The 17,152-nt window shown below is 71.9% G+C and carries 13 protein-coding genes; 5 read left to right on the top strand and 8 right to left on the bottom strand.

The window, feature by feature from the left end:
• On the top strand, window positions 1–1,035 hold a 1,035-nt coding region (locus AB0B76_RS48375), incomplete at its 5' end, for a GTP-binding protein (RefSeq protein WP_360389648.1).
• A 440-nt stretch (window positions 1,036–1,475) separates the two neighbouring features.
• Entirely contained in the window at window positions 1,476–2,210 is a 735-nt protein-coding gene (locus AB0B76_RS48380; RefSeq protein ID WP_360389651.1) for an AfsR/SARP family transcriptional regulator, read from the top strand.
• A 15-nt stretch (window positions 2,211–2,225) separates the two neighbouring features.
• On the opposite strand, the gene AB0B76_RS48385 is transcribed toward AB0B76_RS48380, so the two are convergent.
• The 3 genes from AB0B76_RS48385 to AB0B76_RS48395 all read right to left on the bottom strand — a co-directional run bounded on the left by AB0B76_RS48385 (window position 2,226) and on the right by AB0B76_RS48395 (window position 5,919).
• On the bottom strand, window positions 2,226–3,770 hold the full coding sequence (locus AB0B76_RS48385; RefSeq protein ID WP_360389654.1) for a long-chain-fatty-acid--CoA ligase: 1,545 nt from the start codon (window positions 3,768–3,770) through the stop codon (window positions 2,226–2,228).
• A gap of 31 nt (window positions 3,771–3,801) precedes the next feature.
• A complete protein-coding gene (locus AB0B76_RS48390) occupies window positions 3,802–4,155 on the bottom strand; it encodes an acyl carrier protein (protein ID WP_360389657.1) in 354 nt (117 codons plus the stop codon).
• A gap of 285 nt (window positions 4,156–4,440) precedes the next feature.
• Window positions 4,441–5,919, bottom strand: a complete 1,479-nt coding sequence (locus tag AB0B76_RS48395; protein WP_360389659.1) for an MFS transporter — start codon at window positions 5,917–5,919, stop codon at window positions 4,441–4,443.
• Between the two features lie 146 nt (window positions 5,920–6,065).
• On the opposite strand from AB0B76_RS48395, the gene AB0B76_RS48400 reads away from it, so the two are divergent.
• On the top strand, window positions 6,066–6,938 hold the full coding sequence (locus tag AB0B76_RS48400) for a helix-turn-helix transcriptional regulator (protein WP_360389661.1): 873 nt from the start codon (window positions 6,066–6,068) through the stop codon (window positions 6,936–6,938).
• Here AB0B76_RS48400 and AB0B76_RS48405 read toward each other — a convergent pair.
• From AB0B76_RS48405 to AB0B76_RS48425, 5 genes are all read right to left on the bottom strand, one after another.
• A complete protein-coding gene (locus tag AB0B76_RS48405; RefSeq protein ID WP_360389663.1) occupies window positions 6,877–7,257 on the bottom strand; it encodes a hypothetical protein in 381 nt (126 codons plus the stop codon). The genes AB0B76_RS48400 and AB0B76_RS48405 overlap by 62 nt on opposite strands.
• 10 nt (window positions 7,258–7,267) lie before the next feature.
• Window positions 7,268–7,642, bottom strand: coding sequence for a hypothetical protein (locus tag AB0B76_RS48410; RefSeq protein WP_360389665.1), 375 nt, complete (start codon window positions 7,640–7,642; stop codon window positions 7,268–7,270).
• Window positions 7,639–8,403: an alpha/beta fold hydrolase gene (locus tag AB0B76_RS48415; protein WP_360389668.1), complete on the bottom strand. Its 765-nt coding sequence runs from the start codon at window positions 8,401–8,403 to the stop codon at window positions 7,639–7,641. Before AB0B76_RS48415 ends, AB0B76_RS48410 begins: the two co-directional genes overlap by 4 nt.
• A 69-nt stretch (window positions 8,404–8,472) precedes the next feature.
• A complete protein-coding gene (locus AB0B76_RS48420; protein ID WP_360389671.1) occupies window positions 8,473–14,610 on the bottom strand; it encodes a type I polyketide synthase in 6,138 nt (2,045 codons plus the stop codon).
• 31 nt (window positions 14,611–14,641) lie between these two features.
• Complete coding sequence (locus AB0B76_RS48425; protein ID WP_360389674.1) at window positions 14,642–14,947, bottom strand: acyl carrier protein; 306 nt, start codon at window positions 14,945–14,947, stop codon at window positions 14,642–14,644.
• Between the two features lie 155 nt (window positions 14,948–15,102).
• Here AB0B76_RS48425 and AB0B76_RS48430 point away from each other — a divergent pair, with 155 nt between their 5' ends.
• Together AB0B76_RS48430 and AB0B76_RS48435 are read left to right on the top strand one after the other, a co-directional pair.
• Window positions 15,103–16,368, top strand: a complete 1,266-nt coding sequence (locus AB0B76_RS48430; protein WP_360389677.1) for an LLM class flavin-dependent oxidoreductase — start codon at window positions 15,103–15,105, stop codon at window positions 16,366–16,368.
• Window positions 16,365–17,150 carry an alpha/beta hydrolase gene (locus AB0B76_RS48435; RefSeq protein WP_360389680.1) on the top strand — a complete coding sequence of 262 codons (786 nt, stop codon included), beginning with the start codon at window positions 16,365–16,367 and terminating at the stop codon, window positions 17,148–17,150. The genes AB0B76_RS48430 and AB0B76_RS48435 overlap by 4 nt, the downstream gene beginning before the upstream one ends.
• The last annotated feature ends 2 nt before the right edge of the window (window positions 17,151–17,152 follow it).

The following is a 17,152-nucleotide window of genomic DNA, read 5'->3' on the forward strand; positions in this document are numbered from 1 at the left end:
CGGTACTTCGCGACCCCCCGGCGCAAGTTCATCATCGCGGACACGCCCGGGCACATCCAGTACACCCGGAACATGGTCACCGGCGCGTCGACCGCGGATCTTGCCCTGATCCTGGTCGACGCCCGCAAGGGCCTGGTGGAGCAGTCCCGCCGCCACGCGTTCCTGTGCTCGCTGCTGCGGGTGCCGCACCTGGTGCTGTGCGTGAACAAGATGGACCTGGTGGACTACTCGCAGGAGGTCTACGAGCGCATCGCCGAGGAGTTCACCTCGTTCGCGGCCAAACTGTCGGTGCCGGATCTTTCCGTGATTCCGATCTCGGCATTGCACGGCGACAACATCGTGGCCCGCAGCGACAAGACGCCGTGGTACGAGGGGCCGTCCCTGCTGCACCATTTGGAGCACGTGCACATCGCCTCGGACCGCAATCTCGTGGATGTGCGATTTCCGGTGCAGTACGTCATCCGGCCGCAGTCGGCGGCCGCGCCCGACTACCGCGCCTACGCGGGGCAGGTGGCCGGCGGCGTGCTGCGCCCCGGCGACGAGGTCATGGTGCTGCCGTCCGGGTTCACGACGAAGATCACGCACATCGAGACCGCCGACGGCGAGCTCGCCGAGGCGTACCCCCCGATGTCGGTCACGATCCGCCTCGCCGACGAGATCGACATCGCCCGTGGCGACCTCATCTGCCGGCCGAACAACGCGCCCCGGGTCGCCCAGGACATCGAGGCGATGGTCTGCTGGATGGACGAGACCCGGCCGCTGACGGTCGGCGGGAAGTACGCGATCAAGCACACGACCCGTTCGGCCCGCACCGTGGTCCGGGGCCTGCAGTACCGCCTCGACGTGAACACGCTGCACCGCGACACGGCCGCCAGCCGCCTCGAGCTCAACGAGATCGGCCGGGTCCGGCTGCGCACGACGGTGCCGCTGCTGGCGGACGAGTACCGCCGCAACCGCACCACCGGCGGGTTCATCATCATCGACGAAACGACGAACCGGACCGTCGGCGCGGGCATGTTGATCGAACTCCCGTGAGGATGGGGATGACGCTGCACATGAATATGCCGGTGAATGTGACCGTTGCATGAAGGGGTGTACAACACATTGACTCAATTCGGTTAGCCTGCCTACGATACCGGACCCGCCCGGCGGCTCCCGCTCGATCTCCCCGCGATTTCCGCAGGTGATGGCGGTGCCGCCCGCGGCGGGGCTCGGTCTATTTCCCCGATTGTCGGGCGGAGCGGTAGGGAGTTGGCCTCCTCCGATCGGTTGAAGAGCCCCACACCGTGTGCAATCATCGGTCGGGTTGGGATCAAACGGGGGAAACATCGTCGCATTCGCATGAGTGGATGCTGGTGTCCGTGCGCGCTAATTCTCCGGCCGGCCACGACGTGGGAAGTGAAATGACGAGCTTCTTCGTACTCGGCGCGATGGAAATGCGAAACCGAAACCACGTCGTCCGCGTCTCGGGCACGATGAAACAGACATTGGTCGCGGCGTTCATCGCGGCCAACAATGATCTGATCACCGTGGACGCGCTCGCTGAGGAGCTGTGGGGGACGACCCCGCCGCTCAAGATGGAGAACGCTCTACAGGCGCAGATCAGCCGGATCCGGCGCGTGCTCACCGCCATGGAGCCGGACCGGCGGGAGCCGCGGCTGGTGACCAGCGTGTCCGGGTACCGCTTCTCCGTCGCCTGGACCGAGGTCGACGCGATGTCCTTCCTGCACACTGTCGACGTCATCCGCAGCCGGCCGCGCGTCGACCCCTACCGCGACATCGCCGACCTGCGCAGCGCCCTGAGCCTGTGGCGGGGCCCGGTCTTCGGCGGCCTGACCGGCGGTCCGCTGTGCCGCACCACCGTCGCCCGCTACGACGAGGCCCGCACCACCGCGCACGAGCTGCTGTTCGACCTGGAGCTGCGGGTCGGCAACCACGCCCGGATCGTGCCGGAGCTGACCGAGCTGTTCGCCCAGAACCCGATGCGCGAGCAGCTGTGCAGCCTGCTCATGGTCGCGCTGTACCGTTCCGGCCGCCAGATCGAGGCGCTCGAGGTGTACCGCGAATTACGCAAGCGGATCGCCGAGGAGCTCGGCATCGAGCCGTCGCCGATCCTGCGCCGGTTCGAGAAGGCGATCCTGGACCACGATCCGCTGCTGCTGTACGAGGACCTGGCCGACACGGCCGACGAGCAGCGCTACGCGTCCTGAGCGCCGGCCGGGGGTTCAGCGCGCGGGGGCGGCCTCCGCGCGCAGGACGCGGCGCAGGACCTTGCCCGTCGGGTTGCGCGGCAGCGACTCCACGAAGTCGTACCCGATCGGAATCTTGAAGCCCGCCAGCTTGCCGCGCAGGAACTTCATGAGGTCCCGCCCGCTCAGCGTCTCCCCGGCCCGGGTCACCACCGCCGCGCGCACCACCTCGCCCCAGCGCGGGTGCGGCACGCCGAAGACCGCCACGTCGTCCACGGCCGGGTGGGTGCGGATCACGTCCTCGACCTCGACCGGGTAGATGTTCTGCCCGGCCACGATGATGGTGTCGTTGATCCGGTCCCGCAGGAACAGGTAGCCGTCCTCGTCGAGGTACCCGGAGTCGCCCATGTAGAGCCAGCCGTCGCGCTTCATGCGGGCGGTCTCGTCGGGGCGGTGCCAGTACTCCACAAACTCGGCCGGCGTCCGCACGCAGATGCGCCCCGGCTCGTTCGGCCCCAGGGTGTTGCCGTCCTCGTCCACGATGCGCAGCTCGTTGCCCGGGCACAGCCGGCCCGCCGAGGCGAGCTTGGGATTCTCCGGCCGGTGCTCCTCGGCGCGCAGGCAGGTGATGAAGCTGCCCGTCTCCGCCGCGGCGTAGGCCTGCACCAGCTCGCCGCTGAAGCCCTCCATGCACTGCAGCAGCAGCTCCCGGTGGATGGGGGAGCCGCCGTAGACCGTCTTGCGCAGCGAGCGGAACGTGTCCCGGGTGACGCCGGGTTCGACGAGCATCATCTGCAGCATCGCCGGCGCCGCCCACAGGGTCGTCACGGCGTGCCGCTCGATGGCCCGCACCGCGTCCTCGGCCACGAACGTCTGCAGCACCACGCTCGTCGCGCCGGCGTTGAGGCAATGCATGAACCAGGCGTACCCGCCGGCGTGCAGGCCCGGGAACGCGCTGAGGCTGCGGTCCTCGGGCCGCCAGTCGATCCAGTCGACCCCCGCGCGGCGCATGTTGTCGATGAACGTGAAGAAGGTCCGGTGCGCGAGCACGACGCCCTTGGGCAGGCCGGTGGTGCCGCTGGTGTACATCTGCGCGACCGGCTCGTCGGTGGAGGGGGCGAACTCGAGGTCCGTCTCCGGCCGCCCCGCGAGCCAGGCCGTGAAGCCGGCGTAGCGCTGCCCGGGGGCGTCCACCTCGACGACGTCGAACTCCTCGACGGCGCGCGCGACGACGGGCATGAACTCGGCCTCGGCGAAGAGCACCGCGGCGGCCGAGTCGCGCAGGATGTGCTGCACCTCGCCCGGCGTCAGCCGCCAGTTGCACGGCACCAGCACCGCGCCGGCCTTCGCGCACGCCACGGCGAGCGTGTAGTAGTGGTGGGACTCGCGGCCGATGTACGCCACGCGCGCCCCCCGGGTCACCCCGTGCGCCCGCAGCGCGTGCGCCGCGCGGTTGCTGTCACGGTGCAGCCGGTCCCAGCTGACCACCGTGTCCTCGAACACGATGGCCGCGTGGCCGGGCCGGGTGCGGGCGTGCTCGGCGATCCGGGCGACGATGGTGGGTTCCGAGGCGTGCGCCATGCCGTCCATCCGTTTCGTGAAGGGGGTGGGGTCAGGCCGCGTCGAGGTAGACGCGGCCGAGCACGTCGTCCCAGAGCAGGCGGGTGCGCGCCTTGGGGGCCGCGCGGCGCACCGGCCGCTCGTCGGTGAAGAGGTCGGCCAGCACCTCGCCCGCGAGGTACTGGGTCACCTGCTGCACGGTGCAGCTGTTGAACAGCACGGCGCTGGAGAGGTCGACGCCGAAGAGGTTGGAGAGCCGTTCCTGGGCCTGCACGAGCAGTACCGAGGACATCCCGAGGGCGAACACGCTCTCGGTGGGCTCCAGCCGCTCGTCCTCGTCCATGAGCAGCACCCCGCGGAACTGCTCCGACACCATGGCCGTGAGCTCGGACCGCCGGTCGGGCATCGGAAGGCGTTGCAGGATTTCGACCGCTGTCGTGGTTACCGTCATTGTGTCGTCCACCTCTGCGCAACGGAGGTTGATATCGGGCGTGAGAGAATTTGTCGACATGCGTGTATGTCAATGAACTATCTCTCGGAACCGATTCAATCAGACGCCCGTGACATGTCGCTGACATGTCTCTGACCGCTGGTCAGAGGCCGTTTAAAAGTGGATCGATAGGAATTAGGGGAATTAGGCTGAAGACAATATGCGGGGTCGGCGAAACCGGCCCCGCACATCGTACTACCGCTATTTCGCGGCCGCAGGTTTGGCGGGCAACAACTGCACGAGCACCGCGAGTGCGGCGGCCACCGCGATGATGTACACGAGGCTGCCGCTGAACGCGTGCCCGAACGGATCGGCGGGCCCGGTCTGGGCCAGCCGCCCGTAGAAGATGACGCCGATGACGGCCACCCCGAACGCGTTGCCGGCCCAGGCGCCGGTGCTCAGCACGCCGGAGGCCGCCCCCGCGTAGTGCGGCGTGATGCGCGAGAGCACCGTGGAGGCCAGCGGCGCGACGGCGAGGCCCTGGCCGGCGCCGTCGATCACCAGCGCCGGGACGAGCCACCAGATGCTGCCGGTGGTGCCCACGTGCGCCACGGCCGCGATGAGCCCGGCCATCCCCACGATCCGCAGCACCGCGCCGAGCGCGATCACCTGGCGGCCGATGCGGGCGGCCACGAACCGCGCGGTCAGCGAGGTCACCATGTAGCCGCCGCCGAGCGCGATGAAGATCAGCCCGGCGTGCAGCGCGTCGTAGTGCCGCCCCTCCTGCACGTACAGCGCGAACACCAGGAAGAACGAGGCCTGCCCGAAGTAGAAGACCAGCTGGGCGAGCAGGCCCGCGGTGAACGCCCGCTCGCGGAACATCCCCGGGTCCAGCAGCGGCGAGCCCTGCCGGGCGGCGATCGAGCGCTCGTAGGCGGCGAAGGCCGCGAACAGCACCACCGCGCCCGCCAGTGAGGCCCAGGCCCACAGCGGCCAGCCCTGCTCGCGCCCCTCGATCAGCGGCAGGACCACGGCGATCAGCGCGGCCGAGAACAGCAGCATGCCGCCGATGTCGAGGGTGGGCTTGCCGGGCGAGCGCGAGTCGGGCATGAAGCGGGGGATGAGCGCCAGGGCGAGCGCCCCGATCGGGATGTTGATGAGGAAGCAGGCGCGCCAGCCCAGGCCGAACACGTCGCCCTGGATGAGCAGCCCGCCGATGAGCTGGCCGAAGACCGACGCCAGGCCCATGGTCACGCCGTAGAGCGTGAAGCCGCGCGCCTTCGCCTCGCCGGTCATCGTGGCGCCGACGGTGCTGAGCACCTGGGGCGCGAGCACGGCGGCCGCGAGGCCCTGCACGACCCGGGCCGCGACCAGCGCGCCGGCCGTCGGGGCCAGGCCGCAGGCGAGCGATGCGAGGGTGAACAGCACGATGCCGACCGCGTAGAGCCGGCGCCGGCCGAAGATGTCGCCGAGCCGGCCGCCGATCACCAGCCCGCCGGCGTAGGCGATGGCGTACCCGGCCACCACGAACTGGATCGCCGAGGCCCCGGCGTGCAGGTCCGTCTGGATCGACGGGATCGCCACGTTGACGATGAAGAAGTCCAGGACCGTCACGAACACGCCGATCATGAGCACGAACAGCGTGCCGCCCAGGGCCGGCGCCGGCGGCGATCCGCCATCGACCGGGGTCGGGCCGGGACCCCCGCCCGCGCCCGCCGTCGACTTCGCTTCTGCCGTCATCAGCTGCTACTCCAATCCCGGTTGCCGCGGCGGTGGGCACACGCCGCTCATCCCACCGTGCGTGGTTCGTCCCGAACGGGTCAATAACGTCGGAGGTCATGGTGCTCAGTCAGCACGATGACCGCACGGCGCGTACCCTCGGAGGCGTGACGGAGCTGCCGATGCGGACCTGGCAGCCGGTCGGCGACCGGCTGCGTCTCATGCGCGAGTCACGCGGGTTCAGCCAGCTGCGGCTGGCCAGCGAGGCCGACGTCTCCCCGCGCCACCTGAGCTACCTCGAGACCGGCCGCTCCTCGCCGAGCCGCGAGGTGCTGCTGCGCCTCGCCGACCACCTCGGGGCGCCCGCCCACGCGCGCAACGAGCTGCTGCTCGCGGCCGGGTTCGCGCCGGTGTACCACGTCGAGGACGCGGCGGTCGAGGAGGTGATCGAGCCCGCCCGGCAGGTGCTGCGGGCCCACGAGCCCCTGCCCGCGATGGCCGTCGACCGGCTGTGGAACCTGCTCGGCGCCAACTCCGGCTTCCGGCTGTTCACCGAGGGGGTGGCCGCGCACCTGCTGGAGCCGCCGGTGAACGTGCTGCGCCTGACCCTGCACCCCGACGGCCTCGCCGGGCGGATCGTCAACCTGGAGGAGTGGCAGCACAACCTGCTCTCCCGCCTGCGCCGCCGCGTCGACCGCGTCTGCGACCCGGCCCTGGCCGAGCTGTACCGCGAGCTGTGCGGCCACACCGGCCGCTGCGGCGAGGACGTCGAGGGCATCGAGAACATCCTCCTGCCCCTGAAGCTGCGGGACGGCTCGCGCCGGCTCAACTTCTACTGCACCGTCACGGTCTTCGGCACCGCCCTCGACGTCACCGTGGCCGGCGTGGCGATCAAGACCTTCTATCCCATGGACGACGCGACGACGCGGGCCTTGCGGGGGGCCACGACCGGCCCGCGCCGCGCGCGTGCCCCTCACCTCACGCGGAGGGACGTTTCATCGCGAACTGGTGCGCCGACGCGATCTTCCCGGCCGCGTTGAGCACGAGGAAGTCCTCGCCCCAGGTGTCGACCTCGCCGGTGGCGGCCGAGGCCATCACCCAGTGGAAGTGCACGCCGCCGTGGTGGCCGTAGGCGTCCTGCTGCGAGCGGAACACGAAGCCCTTCGAGCCGTACTCCTGCACCGCGTTGGCGGTGACGAACTCCATGGCCTGTACGCCGGTGACGGTGAAGAAGCGGTTGTTGTAGGTGCCGTCCTCGGCCCACAGGTCGCGGACCAGCTTGCTCCGGGCCTCGTCGTCGGGCTCGTTCCACGACGCGATGTACCGCTCGGCCAGCTCGTTGTAGTCGATGCTCGTCATGTCCGCGCTCCTAGATCGCCGGGGGCCGGAGCCCGAACTGGTAGTCGACGCGGATCTGCCCGTCGTCGTTGAGGAGCAGGAACTCCTCGCCGAAGGTGTCGACCTCGCCGGTGCGGGTGACCACCAGCACCCAGCCGAAGCGCATCCCGTTGTGGTGTCCGTAGGCGTCGCCGCGGCTGCGGAACGACAGCCCCTTGGCGAAGTACTCCTCGTGGGCGGTCCGCACCGCCATCTCGACGCCGTCGCGGCCGCCGCTGGCGAAGAGCCGGTTGTAGTACACCCCGTCCTCCGCCCACAGCTCGTCGATGAGCTTGCGGCGCAGCTGCGGGTCGGGCTCGTTCCAGATCGCCACGTAGCGCTCGGCGATCGCGTTGAATCCGGTCACGGTCTTCCTCCTTCTTGCTGAGCGAGCTTGCGGATGTGCCGGGTGAGGTCGGTGACGATGGGCAGGACGTTGTCGTAGATGAAGAAGTGGCCGCCGGCGAAGACCGACGTGCCGAGGTACTCAGGGGTGCGCGAGATCCACGAGTCGGCCGCGGCCGGGGTCATGAGCGGGTCCTCGGCCGCGGCGTAGGTGACGACCGGGCAGTCGAGCAACGCGGCGTCGTCGGTGTAGTCGATGCAGGCCCGCAGGTCGGCCCGCGTCGGCGGCAGGGTCACCGCCAGCATCTCGGGGTCCTCGTACATCACCGGCGGCAGCGACCCCAGCCCGATCACCCACTTGAGCAGCTCGTCCTGTGGCATCTCGACCTGCTCGCGGGTCGGCATCGCGAAGCCCTCCGGCGCCCAGGCCGCCGACGCCAGCAGCATCGGGCCGTGGCCGAACTCGTGCGTCATCGCCGCCGCCACCCGGTAGGCGACGAGCACGCCCATCGAGTGCCCGAACACCGCGTACGGCCGGTCGTCGAGCTCGGCCGCGAGGGCCTCGCTCGTGGCCGCCACGATGTCGTCGAGGCTCTCCAGCAGCGGCTCGGCGCGCCGGTCGAGCCGCCCCGGCAGCTGCACCGCCTGCGCGGCAATGTCCGGCGGGAACAGCGGCAGCCAGTCGCGGTACATCGGGGCGCTGCCGCCGGCGTAGGGGAACAGGAAGATCCGGGCCGTCGCCTCCGGCGAGGGCATGTCCGGGTGGAACCAGCGGGCGACCATGAGTCCTCCAAGGCAAAGGGAACGAGACGCCGGCCGGCCCGTCGCGAGGTCCGGGCCGGCCGGCGCCGACTACACCGCGGCCGGTTCGGGGAACATCTGGCGGTCGATGAACTCCGCCAGCAGCTCGGCGCTGGGGTACTCCAGCGCCACCGCCGAGGGCAGCGGCACCCCGAACGCCGCCTCGAGGGAGTTCTTGAGCTCGACGGCGACCAGCGAGTCGAGCCCCAGCCGCACGAACTCGGTGGCCGAGTCGACCGCGTCGGCGTCGTCGAAGTGCAGCACCGCGGCGACCCGGGCCCGCACGAACGCGTCGATGCGGGCCAGCCGCTCCTCGCGCGGCGCGGCGGCCAGCTCGTCGAGGTCGGGCCGGTCGGTGCCGCCGGCCCCGCTGTCGGACAGCAGCCGCTGGTACACCGCGTTGGCCACCGGCTTGCCGCCGGCGAAGCGGTCCCAGTCGCACTCGCCGACCACGGCCTGCCCGGCCGGGCGGCGCAGCAGGGCGCGCAGGGCCCGCATGCCGACCGCGGGCGTGGTGAGCACGATGCCCTCGTCGGCCCAGCGCTTGTAGAGCACGTCGGCCAGGCGGGCCGACATGCCGACCTCGCCCCACGGGCCCCAGTTCACCGTCGTGCCGGGCGTACCGGCGGCGAAGCGGCGCACCATGACCTCGTCGAGGAAGGCATTGGCCGCGGAGTAGTTCGCCTGGCCGGGGGTGCCCACGATCGGGGCGGCGGAGGAGTACCCGACCAGGAAGTCCAGCTCCGGCAGGTCCCGCGCGGCGCGGTGCAACAACCAGGTGCCGTACACCTTGGCCGAGAACACCGGCTCGATGGTCTCCCAGGTCTGCGCCGCGACCGGCGCGTCCTGCAAGGTGCCGGCCGAGTGCACGATCCCGCCGACCGGCCAGGGGCGGCCCGCCTCGGCGAGGATGCGGACGACGTCGGCGTCCTTGGCGATGTCGCCGCGGATCACCCGCACGTCGGCGTCCTGACCCAGCCGCTCGAACTCCCCGGCCACGTCCGCGGCCGGGGTGCCGCCGCGGCCGGTGAGCACGATGTGCCGGGCGCCCGCCGAGACGAGCGCGCGGGCCGTCACCACGCCGAGCGCGCCGAGGCCGCCGGTGACCACGTAGGTGCGGTCGTCGCGCAGCTCGACGGGCGCGCCGCGGCGCGGGCCGTCCAGGTCCAGCACCAGCTTGCCGAGGTTGGCGCCCCGGCTGAGCACCCCGAAGGCCTCCTCGACCTCGTCCAGGGAGTACACGCTGGTCCGCAGCGGCGCGAGCGTGCCGTCGGCGACCTGCCCGATGACGAGCCGCATAGCCTCGGCGGTGACCCGCACCGCGTCGTCCCACGGCAGCTCGCTGAGGTCGAAGTTGTGGTACGCCACATCCGGCCGCTCGGCGCGCACCTGCTCCGGCGTCCAGGCGCCGACCTTGCCCATCTCCACGAACCGCCCGTTGCGGCCCAGGCAGGACATGCTCGCCGGGATGAAGTCCTTGTTCAGGCTGTTGAGGACGATGTCGACCCCGGCCCCGCCGGTCTGCTCCAGCAGCTGCGCCGCGAAGTCGAGCGAGCGCGAGTTGTACAGGCGGGTCACGCCCTGCTCGCGCAGCAGCGGCCACTTGTGCGGGCTCGCGGTCGCGTAGATCTCGGCCCCGGCCGCCTTCGCCAGCTGTACCGCCGCCTGTCCGACGCCGCCGGCCGCCGCGTGGATCAGGATCCGGTCGCCGGCCTTGATGCCCGCGAGGGTGTGCAGCGCGTAGTGGGCGGTGACGTACGCCGCCGGCAGCCCCGCCGCCTCCGCGTGGCTCAGCCGCGGCGGCTTGGCCACGACGACCGTGGACGGCGCGACCACGTGCCGCTGCATGCAGCCGAGGTAGTTGACCACGACGTCGTCGCCGACGCGGTGGGTCGCCTCGGGGCCGGCGGCCACGACGGTGCCCGCGGCCTCGAAGCCCAGCGGCTGCTCGCCGAACTCCTTGAGCAGCCCCAGCGCGTTGAGCACGTCCTTGAAGTTCAGGCCGGCCGCGCGCACCAGGATCTCGACCTCGTCGCCCCGCGGCGCGACCCGCTCGGCGTGCACCTTGCGCACGCCGGCGAACTGGCCGTACTCGCGGATCGCGAGCGCGAAGCTGTCGTCGGGGCCAGGCGCGGCCAGCTCCAGCGGGACGAGCCGGCGCACGTGGCGGCGGCCGTCGCGGTAGGCGATCTGGAACTCCCCGGCGGGCGAGGCCCCGACCTCCTCCAGCAGGGAGCCGTAGCCGCCCTCGTCCCCGGGCAGGTCGACCATGGTGGTGCGGTACGCCGGGTGCTCGTTGAGCAGCGTGTGCCCGAAGCCCCACAGGCTCGCCGCGGCCGGCGGGCGGTCGAGGCCGGCCGCGTCGCCGGCCAGGTGCTGGGCCCGCTCGGTGACGAGCCACAGCCGCTGGTCGCGGCCGAAGCCGGCCTCGCCCAGCGTCCGCAGCAGGTCGAGCAGGCGCCGGTAGTTGCGCTCCGACTCCTCGGCGAGCGTGCCGCCCGGCTCCCAGAACCAGCACACGTCCGAGACGTCGTGCAGGTCCGCGGCCCCGGGTTCGTCGACGAACCGGGATCCGTTGAGGGCCCCCCGCGCGTGCTGCGGCGCCCGCACGGCCAGGATCGAGTGCGGCTCCTCGCCGCGACCCACGAGCGAGCGCCGCAGCCAGCGCAGGTCGTGGGCGAGCTCGCGCCGGGCGCCGTTGTCGGCGACCCGCTTCATGCCCAGGCCGCGCAGCTCGAACACCGGCCGGTCGCCCTCCAGCGCGACGAGGTCGATCGCGATGTCGACCTCCGGCACCGGGTCGGGGTCGAGGCGCAGCAGGACGCGCAGCGTCGCCGCCTTGGGCTTCTTGAACATCCGGAAGGAGGTGTACCGCACGGGCAGGTAGCTGTTGCCGTCGTTGCCGACGGCGGCGAAGGCGTGGGTCGCGGCGTCCACGATGAACGGCGGCACCAGCTCGGCCGCGTCGGCGTCGGCGCCGCGCAGCTCGCCGGTGGCGAAGTCGGCGCCGTACCGGGACACGTCGCCCATCCGCCGGAACTGCGGGCCGTACTCCAGCCCGGCCGCCGCGTAGAGCCGGTACACCGTCTCGGCGTCGACCACCTCGTCGGCCGGCTCCGCCTGGGCGGCCCGGCTCAGCAGCGCCTCCCCGGCCTCGGTCAGCGCCGCGGGGCCGGGCTCGCCGATGACCGCCCGCAGGTGGGCGCGCTCCACGCCGCCGTCGGCCACGCTCACGATCTCGGCGCGGACCCCGTCGCGCAGCCGCACCCGCACCTCGACGTCGCCGTCGTCGGGCAGGAACAGCGGCTCGAGGATCCGCACGTCGGTGACGGGCCGGCCGGCCTCGCCGAAGACCGCGTCCTGCAGGGCCAGCAGCGCCTCCAGGTAGCCGGTGCCGGGCATCACGACCCGGCCCATGATGACGTGGTCGGCGACGTAGGCCGGCGCGGTGGCGCTCCAGCGCGCCTTGAACTCGCGCACGCCCTCGCCGGCGGCGATCTCGGCGCCGAGCAGCGGGTGGTGGAGCCGCCCGCCCGCGGTGCGCGCGCCGCCGACGCCGTGGCGCGGGCCCTTGATCGGCAGCCAGTACCGCTTGCGGTCGAACGCGTACGTGGGCAGCCCGACCTTGCGCCGCTCCCGCCCGGCGTGGAAGCCGGGCCAGTGCACGGCGCCGCCGGCCCGGTAGTACTGGGCCAGGGCCTCGCGGACGACGACGCCCTCAGGGTCGTTGCGGTCGAGGCTGGACAGCCACAGGTGCTTCTCGCCGGTGACGCACTGGCGGGCCGGGGCGGTCAGCGAGCGGCCCGGGCCGATCTCGACGAAGGCGTGGGTGCCCCGCTTCTCGATGGTGGCCATCCCGGCGCGGAAGTCGACCGGCTCGCCGATGTGGCGGACCCAGTACTCCACGTCGGCCAGCTCGGCGAACCGTGCGACCTTGCCGGTCAGGTTGGAGACGAGGGTCAGGGTCGGCTCGTGGAACTCGATGCCCGCCAGCTCGCGGCGGAAGCCGTCGTACACCTCCCGCATCTGCGGGGAGTGGAACGCGTGCGACACGGCGAGCCGGGTCACCTTGCGCCCCTGCGCCTCCAGCGTGGCGCAGAGCCGGTCGAGCGCGCCGGTCTCGCCGGAGACGACGGTCTGCTGCGGCGAGTTCAGCGCGGCGACGGCCAGCTGCGGGTGCTCGGCGACGGCCGCGGCGAGCTCCTCGGCCGGGGCGTCGACGGCCGCCATGCCGCCGGACGCGGTCACCGACTGCATGAGCCGGCCGCGGGCGGCGACGAGCCGGACGGCGTCGTCGAGGGTGAACAGCCCGGCGACGGCGGCCGCGGCCACCTCGCCGATGGAGTGGCCGATGAGCGCGTGGGGCCGCACGCCCCACGACAGCCACAGCTTCGCCAGGGCGTACTCCAGCGTGAAGAGCGCCGCCTGGGTGTACCGGGTCTGGCGCAGCCGGTCGGCGTCGTCCCCGAACATGAGCTCGCGCACGGAACAGCCGAGCGGGCCGGCGAAGCGCTCGTCGCAGGCGTCGACCTGCTCGCGGAACACCGGGAACTGCTCGTAGAGCGCCGCGCCCATGCCCGGGTACTGCGCGCCCTGCCCGGCGAAGAGGAACGCGACCTTGCGCCGGGTCGCCCCGGCCGCCTTGTCGACGCGCGCGAGCTCGCGCTCCAGCAGCCGGTCCAGCTCGGCGCGGCCGCCGACCACGCCGGAGACCCGCAGCGGCAGGTGGGTGCGCCCGACGTTTGCCGTGTAGCAGACGTCCTCGGCGGTCAGCTCCGGGTCGGCGGCGAGGCGGTCGCGGTACCGCTGCAGCAGTGCCCCCAGCGAGCGCTTGCTCTTCGCCGAGAGCGTGAACACCGCGGCGCCCGGGGCCGGCGGCGGCGGGGCCTGTCCGGACGCGGCGGGCTCCTCCACGACGGCCGCGGCGATCGCGCCGCCGAAGCCGAAGCTGTTGATGACGGCCCGGCGGGTCTCGGCCTCCCACGGCCGCAGGCCGGTCGGGATCGACACCGGGATGCGGTCCCACGGGATGCGCCCGGACGGCTTGGTCATGTTCAGGTGCGGGAAGTAGCTGCGCTCGCGCATCTGCAGCAGCACCTTGACCAGGCCGCCGATGCCCGCGACGGGCTCCATGTGCCCGACGTTGGTCTTCACCGAGGAGACGACCAGCGGGCGCTCGCGGGTGTGCGAGGCGCCGAAGACGTCGACGATGGCGCCCATCTCGATCGGGTCGCCGAGCGCGGTGCCGGTGCCGTGCGCCTCCACGTACTGCACGTCGCCCGGGTCGGCCCCGGCCACCCGCAGCGCGGTGCGCATCACGCCCTCCTGGGCGGTGCCGTTGGGCACGGTCAGCCCGGCGCTGGCGCCGTCCTGGCCGATGGCGGTGCCGCGGACGACGCCGATGATCCGGTCGCCGTCGCGGCGGGCGTCGCCGAGGCGCTTGAGCACCAGCACGCCGCAGCCCTCGGCCCGCACGTAGCCGTTGGCCGAGTCGTCGAACGTCTTGCACTGCCCGTCCGGGGCCAGCATGCTGCCGTGCGTGAACATCACCGGGATGCGCGGGTGGTGGATGGCCGCGACGCCGCCGGCCAGGGCGATGTCGCACTCGCCGTTGCGCAGGCCCTCGGCCGCCAGGTGCAGGGCCGTGAGCGACGACGCGCAGGCCGTGTCGGTGGTCAGGCTGGGGCCCTGCCAGCCCAGGAAGTACGACAGCCGGCCCGACATCGGGAACATCGTGATGCCGGCCGCGAGGTGGCCGTCGAGCTCCTCGTAGGACAGCGAGTCGAGCTCCAGCGCGAAGTCGATGCAGCTGGCCCCGATGTAGACGCCGCCGCTGCCGTGGCGCAGCGTCTCGTAGTCGATGTTGGCGTGCTCCAGCGCCTCCCACGCGACCTCCAGCAGCATCCGCTGCTGCGGGTCGGTGTACTGCGCCTCCAGCGGCGAGACGCCGAAGAACGGCGCGTCGAACTGGTCGATCTGGTCGATGAACCCGAAGCCGGCGGCGCGGATCTTGCCGCGGGCCTCGGGGTCGTCGGAGGTGAACGCGGCACTGTCCCAGCGGTCCTCCGGCACCGGCCGGATCGCGTTGCCGCCACGGCGCAGGAACGCCGCGAAGTCGTCCAGGGATTCGTTGCCGCCGGGGAACCGGATGCCGGCTCCCACGATGGCGATCGGCTCGACGTCCGGCATCGTCCGTCTCCTTCGAATTACGTCGGGGTGGTCACAGCGCCAGCACGTCGGTGGCGAGGTGGTCGACCAGCCGGCGCACGTTCGGACTGTTGAACAGGACATTCGCGCTGATCGAGCAGGCCAGGGTCTGCTCCAGCCGCTCCTTGATGTCGGCGATGAGCAGCGAGGTCAGGCCCATGTCGAAGAAGCTCTCGGTGTCGGACAGCTCCTCGTCGTCCTCCATCAGCAATGTCGCGCGCAGCTGCGCGACGACCAGCTCCTCCAGCGCCTCGCGGCGCTCGGAGCGCGGAAGCTCGCGCAGCTGCAGCACGGCCGGCGATTCCGTCGCGCTCTCCATCACCACTCACTCCTCGTTGCCCGGGGATGCCGCGTATCGGCAAGTCAAACAGCGCGCGCTGACCGGATTCTGACGCTGAACTGATCCCCGCTATCCCTTGTGGACGGTCATCCGGAGGTCAGCGGGCGGTCAGCGCCGAGGGCAATCGTGGAGGCATGAAGGTAACGCTGTTCGAGCAGGCGCCGTACCGGTACCTGCCCGCGGACTTCGAGGAGCGGTACGACTCGGTCTGCGACACCCCGTACTCGCTGGTGGACCCGGAGCTGGCGTACACCTCGATGCGCAGCTTCCTCGACGAGCTCATGGCCGGGGCCCGGGCCGGCTTCGACGCGCTCATGGTGACCGAGCACGGCCAGAGCTCCTACGACCTGACCCCGAACCCCGACATCGTCGCCGGCGCGCTGGCCTACGCCACCGAGGCCGAAGGGCTCGACGTCGGCATCTACCCGATGGGGCGCACGCTGGGCAAGACGCGCGAGCCGGTCCGGGTGGCCGAGGAGTACGCGATGCTCGACCTCATCAGCGGCGGCCGGCTCATCGCCGGCTTCCCGGTCGGGCTGAGCTACGACGTGACCGTGAACAACGGCGTGCCCCCGATCGAGGGCCGCGGCCGGTTCAACGAGAACCTCGAGCTGGTGCTGCGCGCGTGGAGCGACCCGGAGCCGTTCGCGTGGAACGGCCGGCACAGCCGTCACCCGATGGTGAACATCTGGCCGCGCCCGCTGCAGCAGCCGCGCCCGCCCGTGTGGGTCACCGGCATCGGCAACCCGATCACGATGCAGATGACGCTGGAGCGCGACTTCGGCTTCAACTACTTCGGCTTCTCCGGCCCGAAGCTCACCGGCAAGCGCATCTTCCCGCGCTTCTGGGACCTCGTCGACCAGGCCGGGCTGCCCCGCAACCCGTACCGCGTCGGCTTCCTGCAGACCATCGCCGTCTCCGAGACCGACGAGCGGGCCGAGCGCGAGTACGCCCCGCACGTCGAGTACGCGTACCGCAAGGGCCTCGGCGCGATCCCGGCGCACCTGCTGGGCATCCCCGGCGCGGTCGACATCCGCGGCGTCGAGGCGATCCTCAAGGACCCGGGCGACCTGGGCATGTCCCGGCAGATGCGCGGGGCGAGCTACGCCGACATCGTCGGCTCCGGGGCCGTGGTCATCGGCAGCCCGGCGACCGTCGCGGACCAGCTGGTGGAGTTCTGCACCGAGTACCGCATCGGCAACCTGCACGCCATGCTCGGCTTCGGCTCGATGCCGAAGGAGCTGGTGCTCAAGAACATCGCGCTGTTCTCGGCCGAGGTCCTGCCGCGGCTGCGCAAGGTCTGGTCGGATTCCGATTCCTCGACTGGGACTGCGTTCGAACACCACTGGTGGCCTGAAAGATTGGGTGGCAGGGCGCGGGCGAAGGAGGCCGTGGCATGACCACGACGTTCGACATCCTGGGCGGGCGGATCAGCCTGCGCGTGCAGCGCTTCGGCGAGGGGGAGCCGCTGCTGTACATCCACCCCGAGGGCGGTCTCGCCCCGCGCGACCCGCTGCTGACCCACCTGGCCGAGCGGTACACCGTGTTCGCGCCGGAGTTCCCGGGGACCACGCCCGGCGACCCGTACGCCATCCACGCCCTCGACGGCTGGACCGACGTGGTCCTCGCCTACGAGGAGGTGACCCGCCGGCTCGGCCTGGAGCGGCCGGTCGTCGTCGGCCAGTCCTTCGGCGGCATGCTCGCGGCCGACCTCGCCGCGCACTTCCCGGCGCTGCCGTCGCGGCTGGTGCTCGTCGCGCCGGTCGGCCTGTGGCACGACGACCACCCGGTGAGGAACTGGACGACGGTCGCCCCGGACAAGACGGCCGGGATGCTCTTCCACGACCCGGCCGGCGACGCCGCCAAGGCCGCCCTGACCCTGCCCACCGACCCGGATCAGATGCGGGCCGTGCTGCTCGCGCGGGTGTGGTCGATGGCATGCACGGGCCGGTTCGCGTGGCCGTTCCCCGACCACGGGCTGCGTGGCCGCCTGCACCGCGTCGCCGCGCCGACGCTGCTGGTGTGGGGCCGCGACGACCGCATCGTCGACGCCGCCTACGCCAAGGAGTTCACGGCCGGCATCGCGTCGAGCTCGGCCACCGTCATCGACGAGTGCGGGCACGTGCCGCAGGTGGAGCAGTACCGGCAGACGGCGGCGGCGGTCGACGCCTTTCTGGCCTGACT

It is taken from the genome of Dactylosporangium sp. NPDC049140 (genome assembly GCF_040648435.1).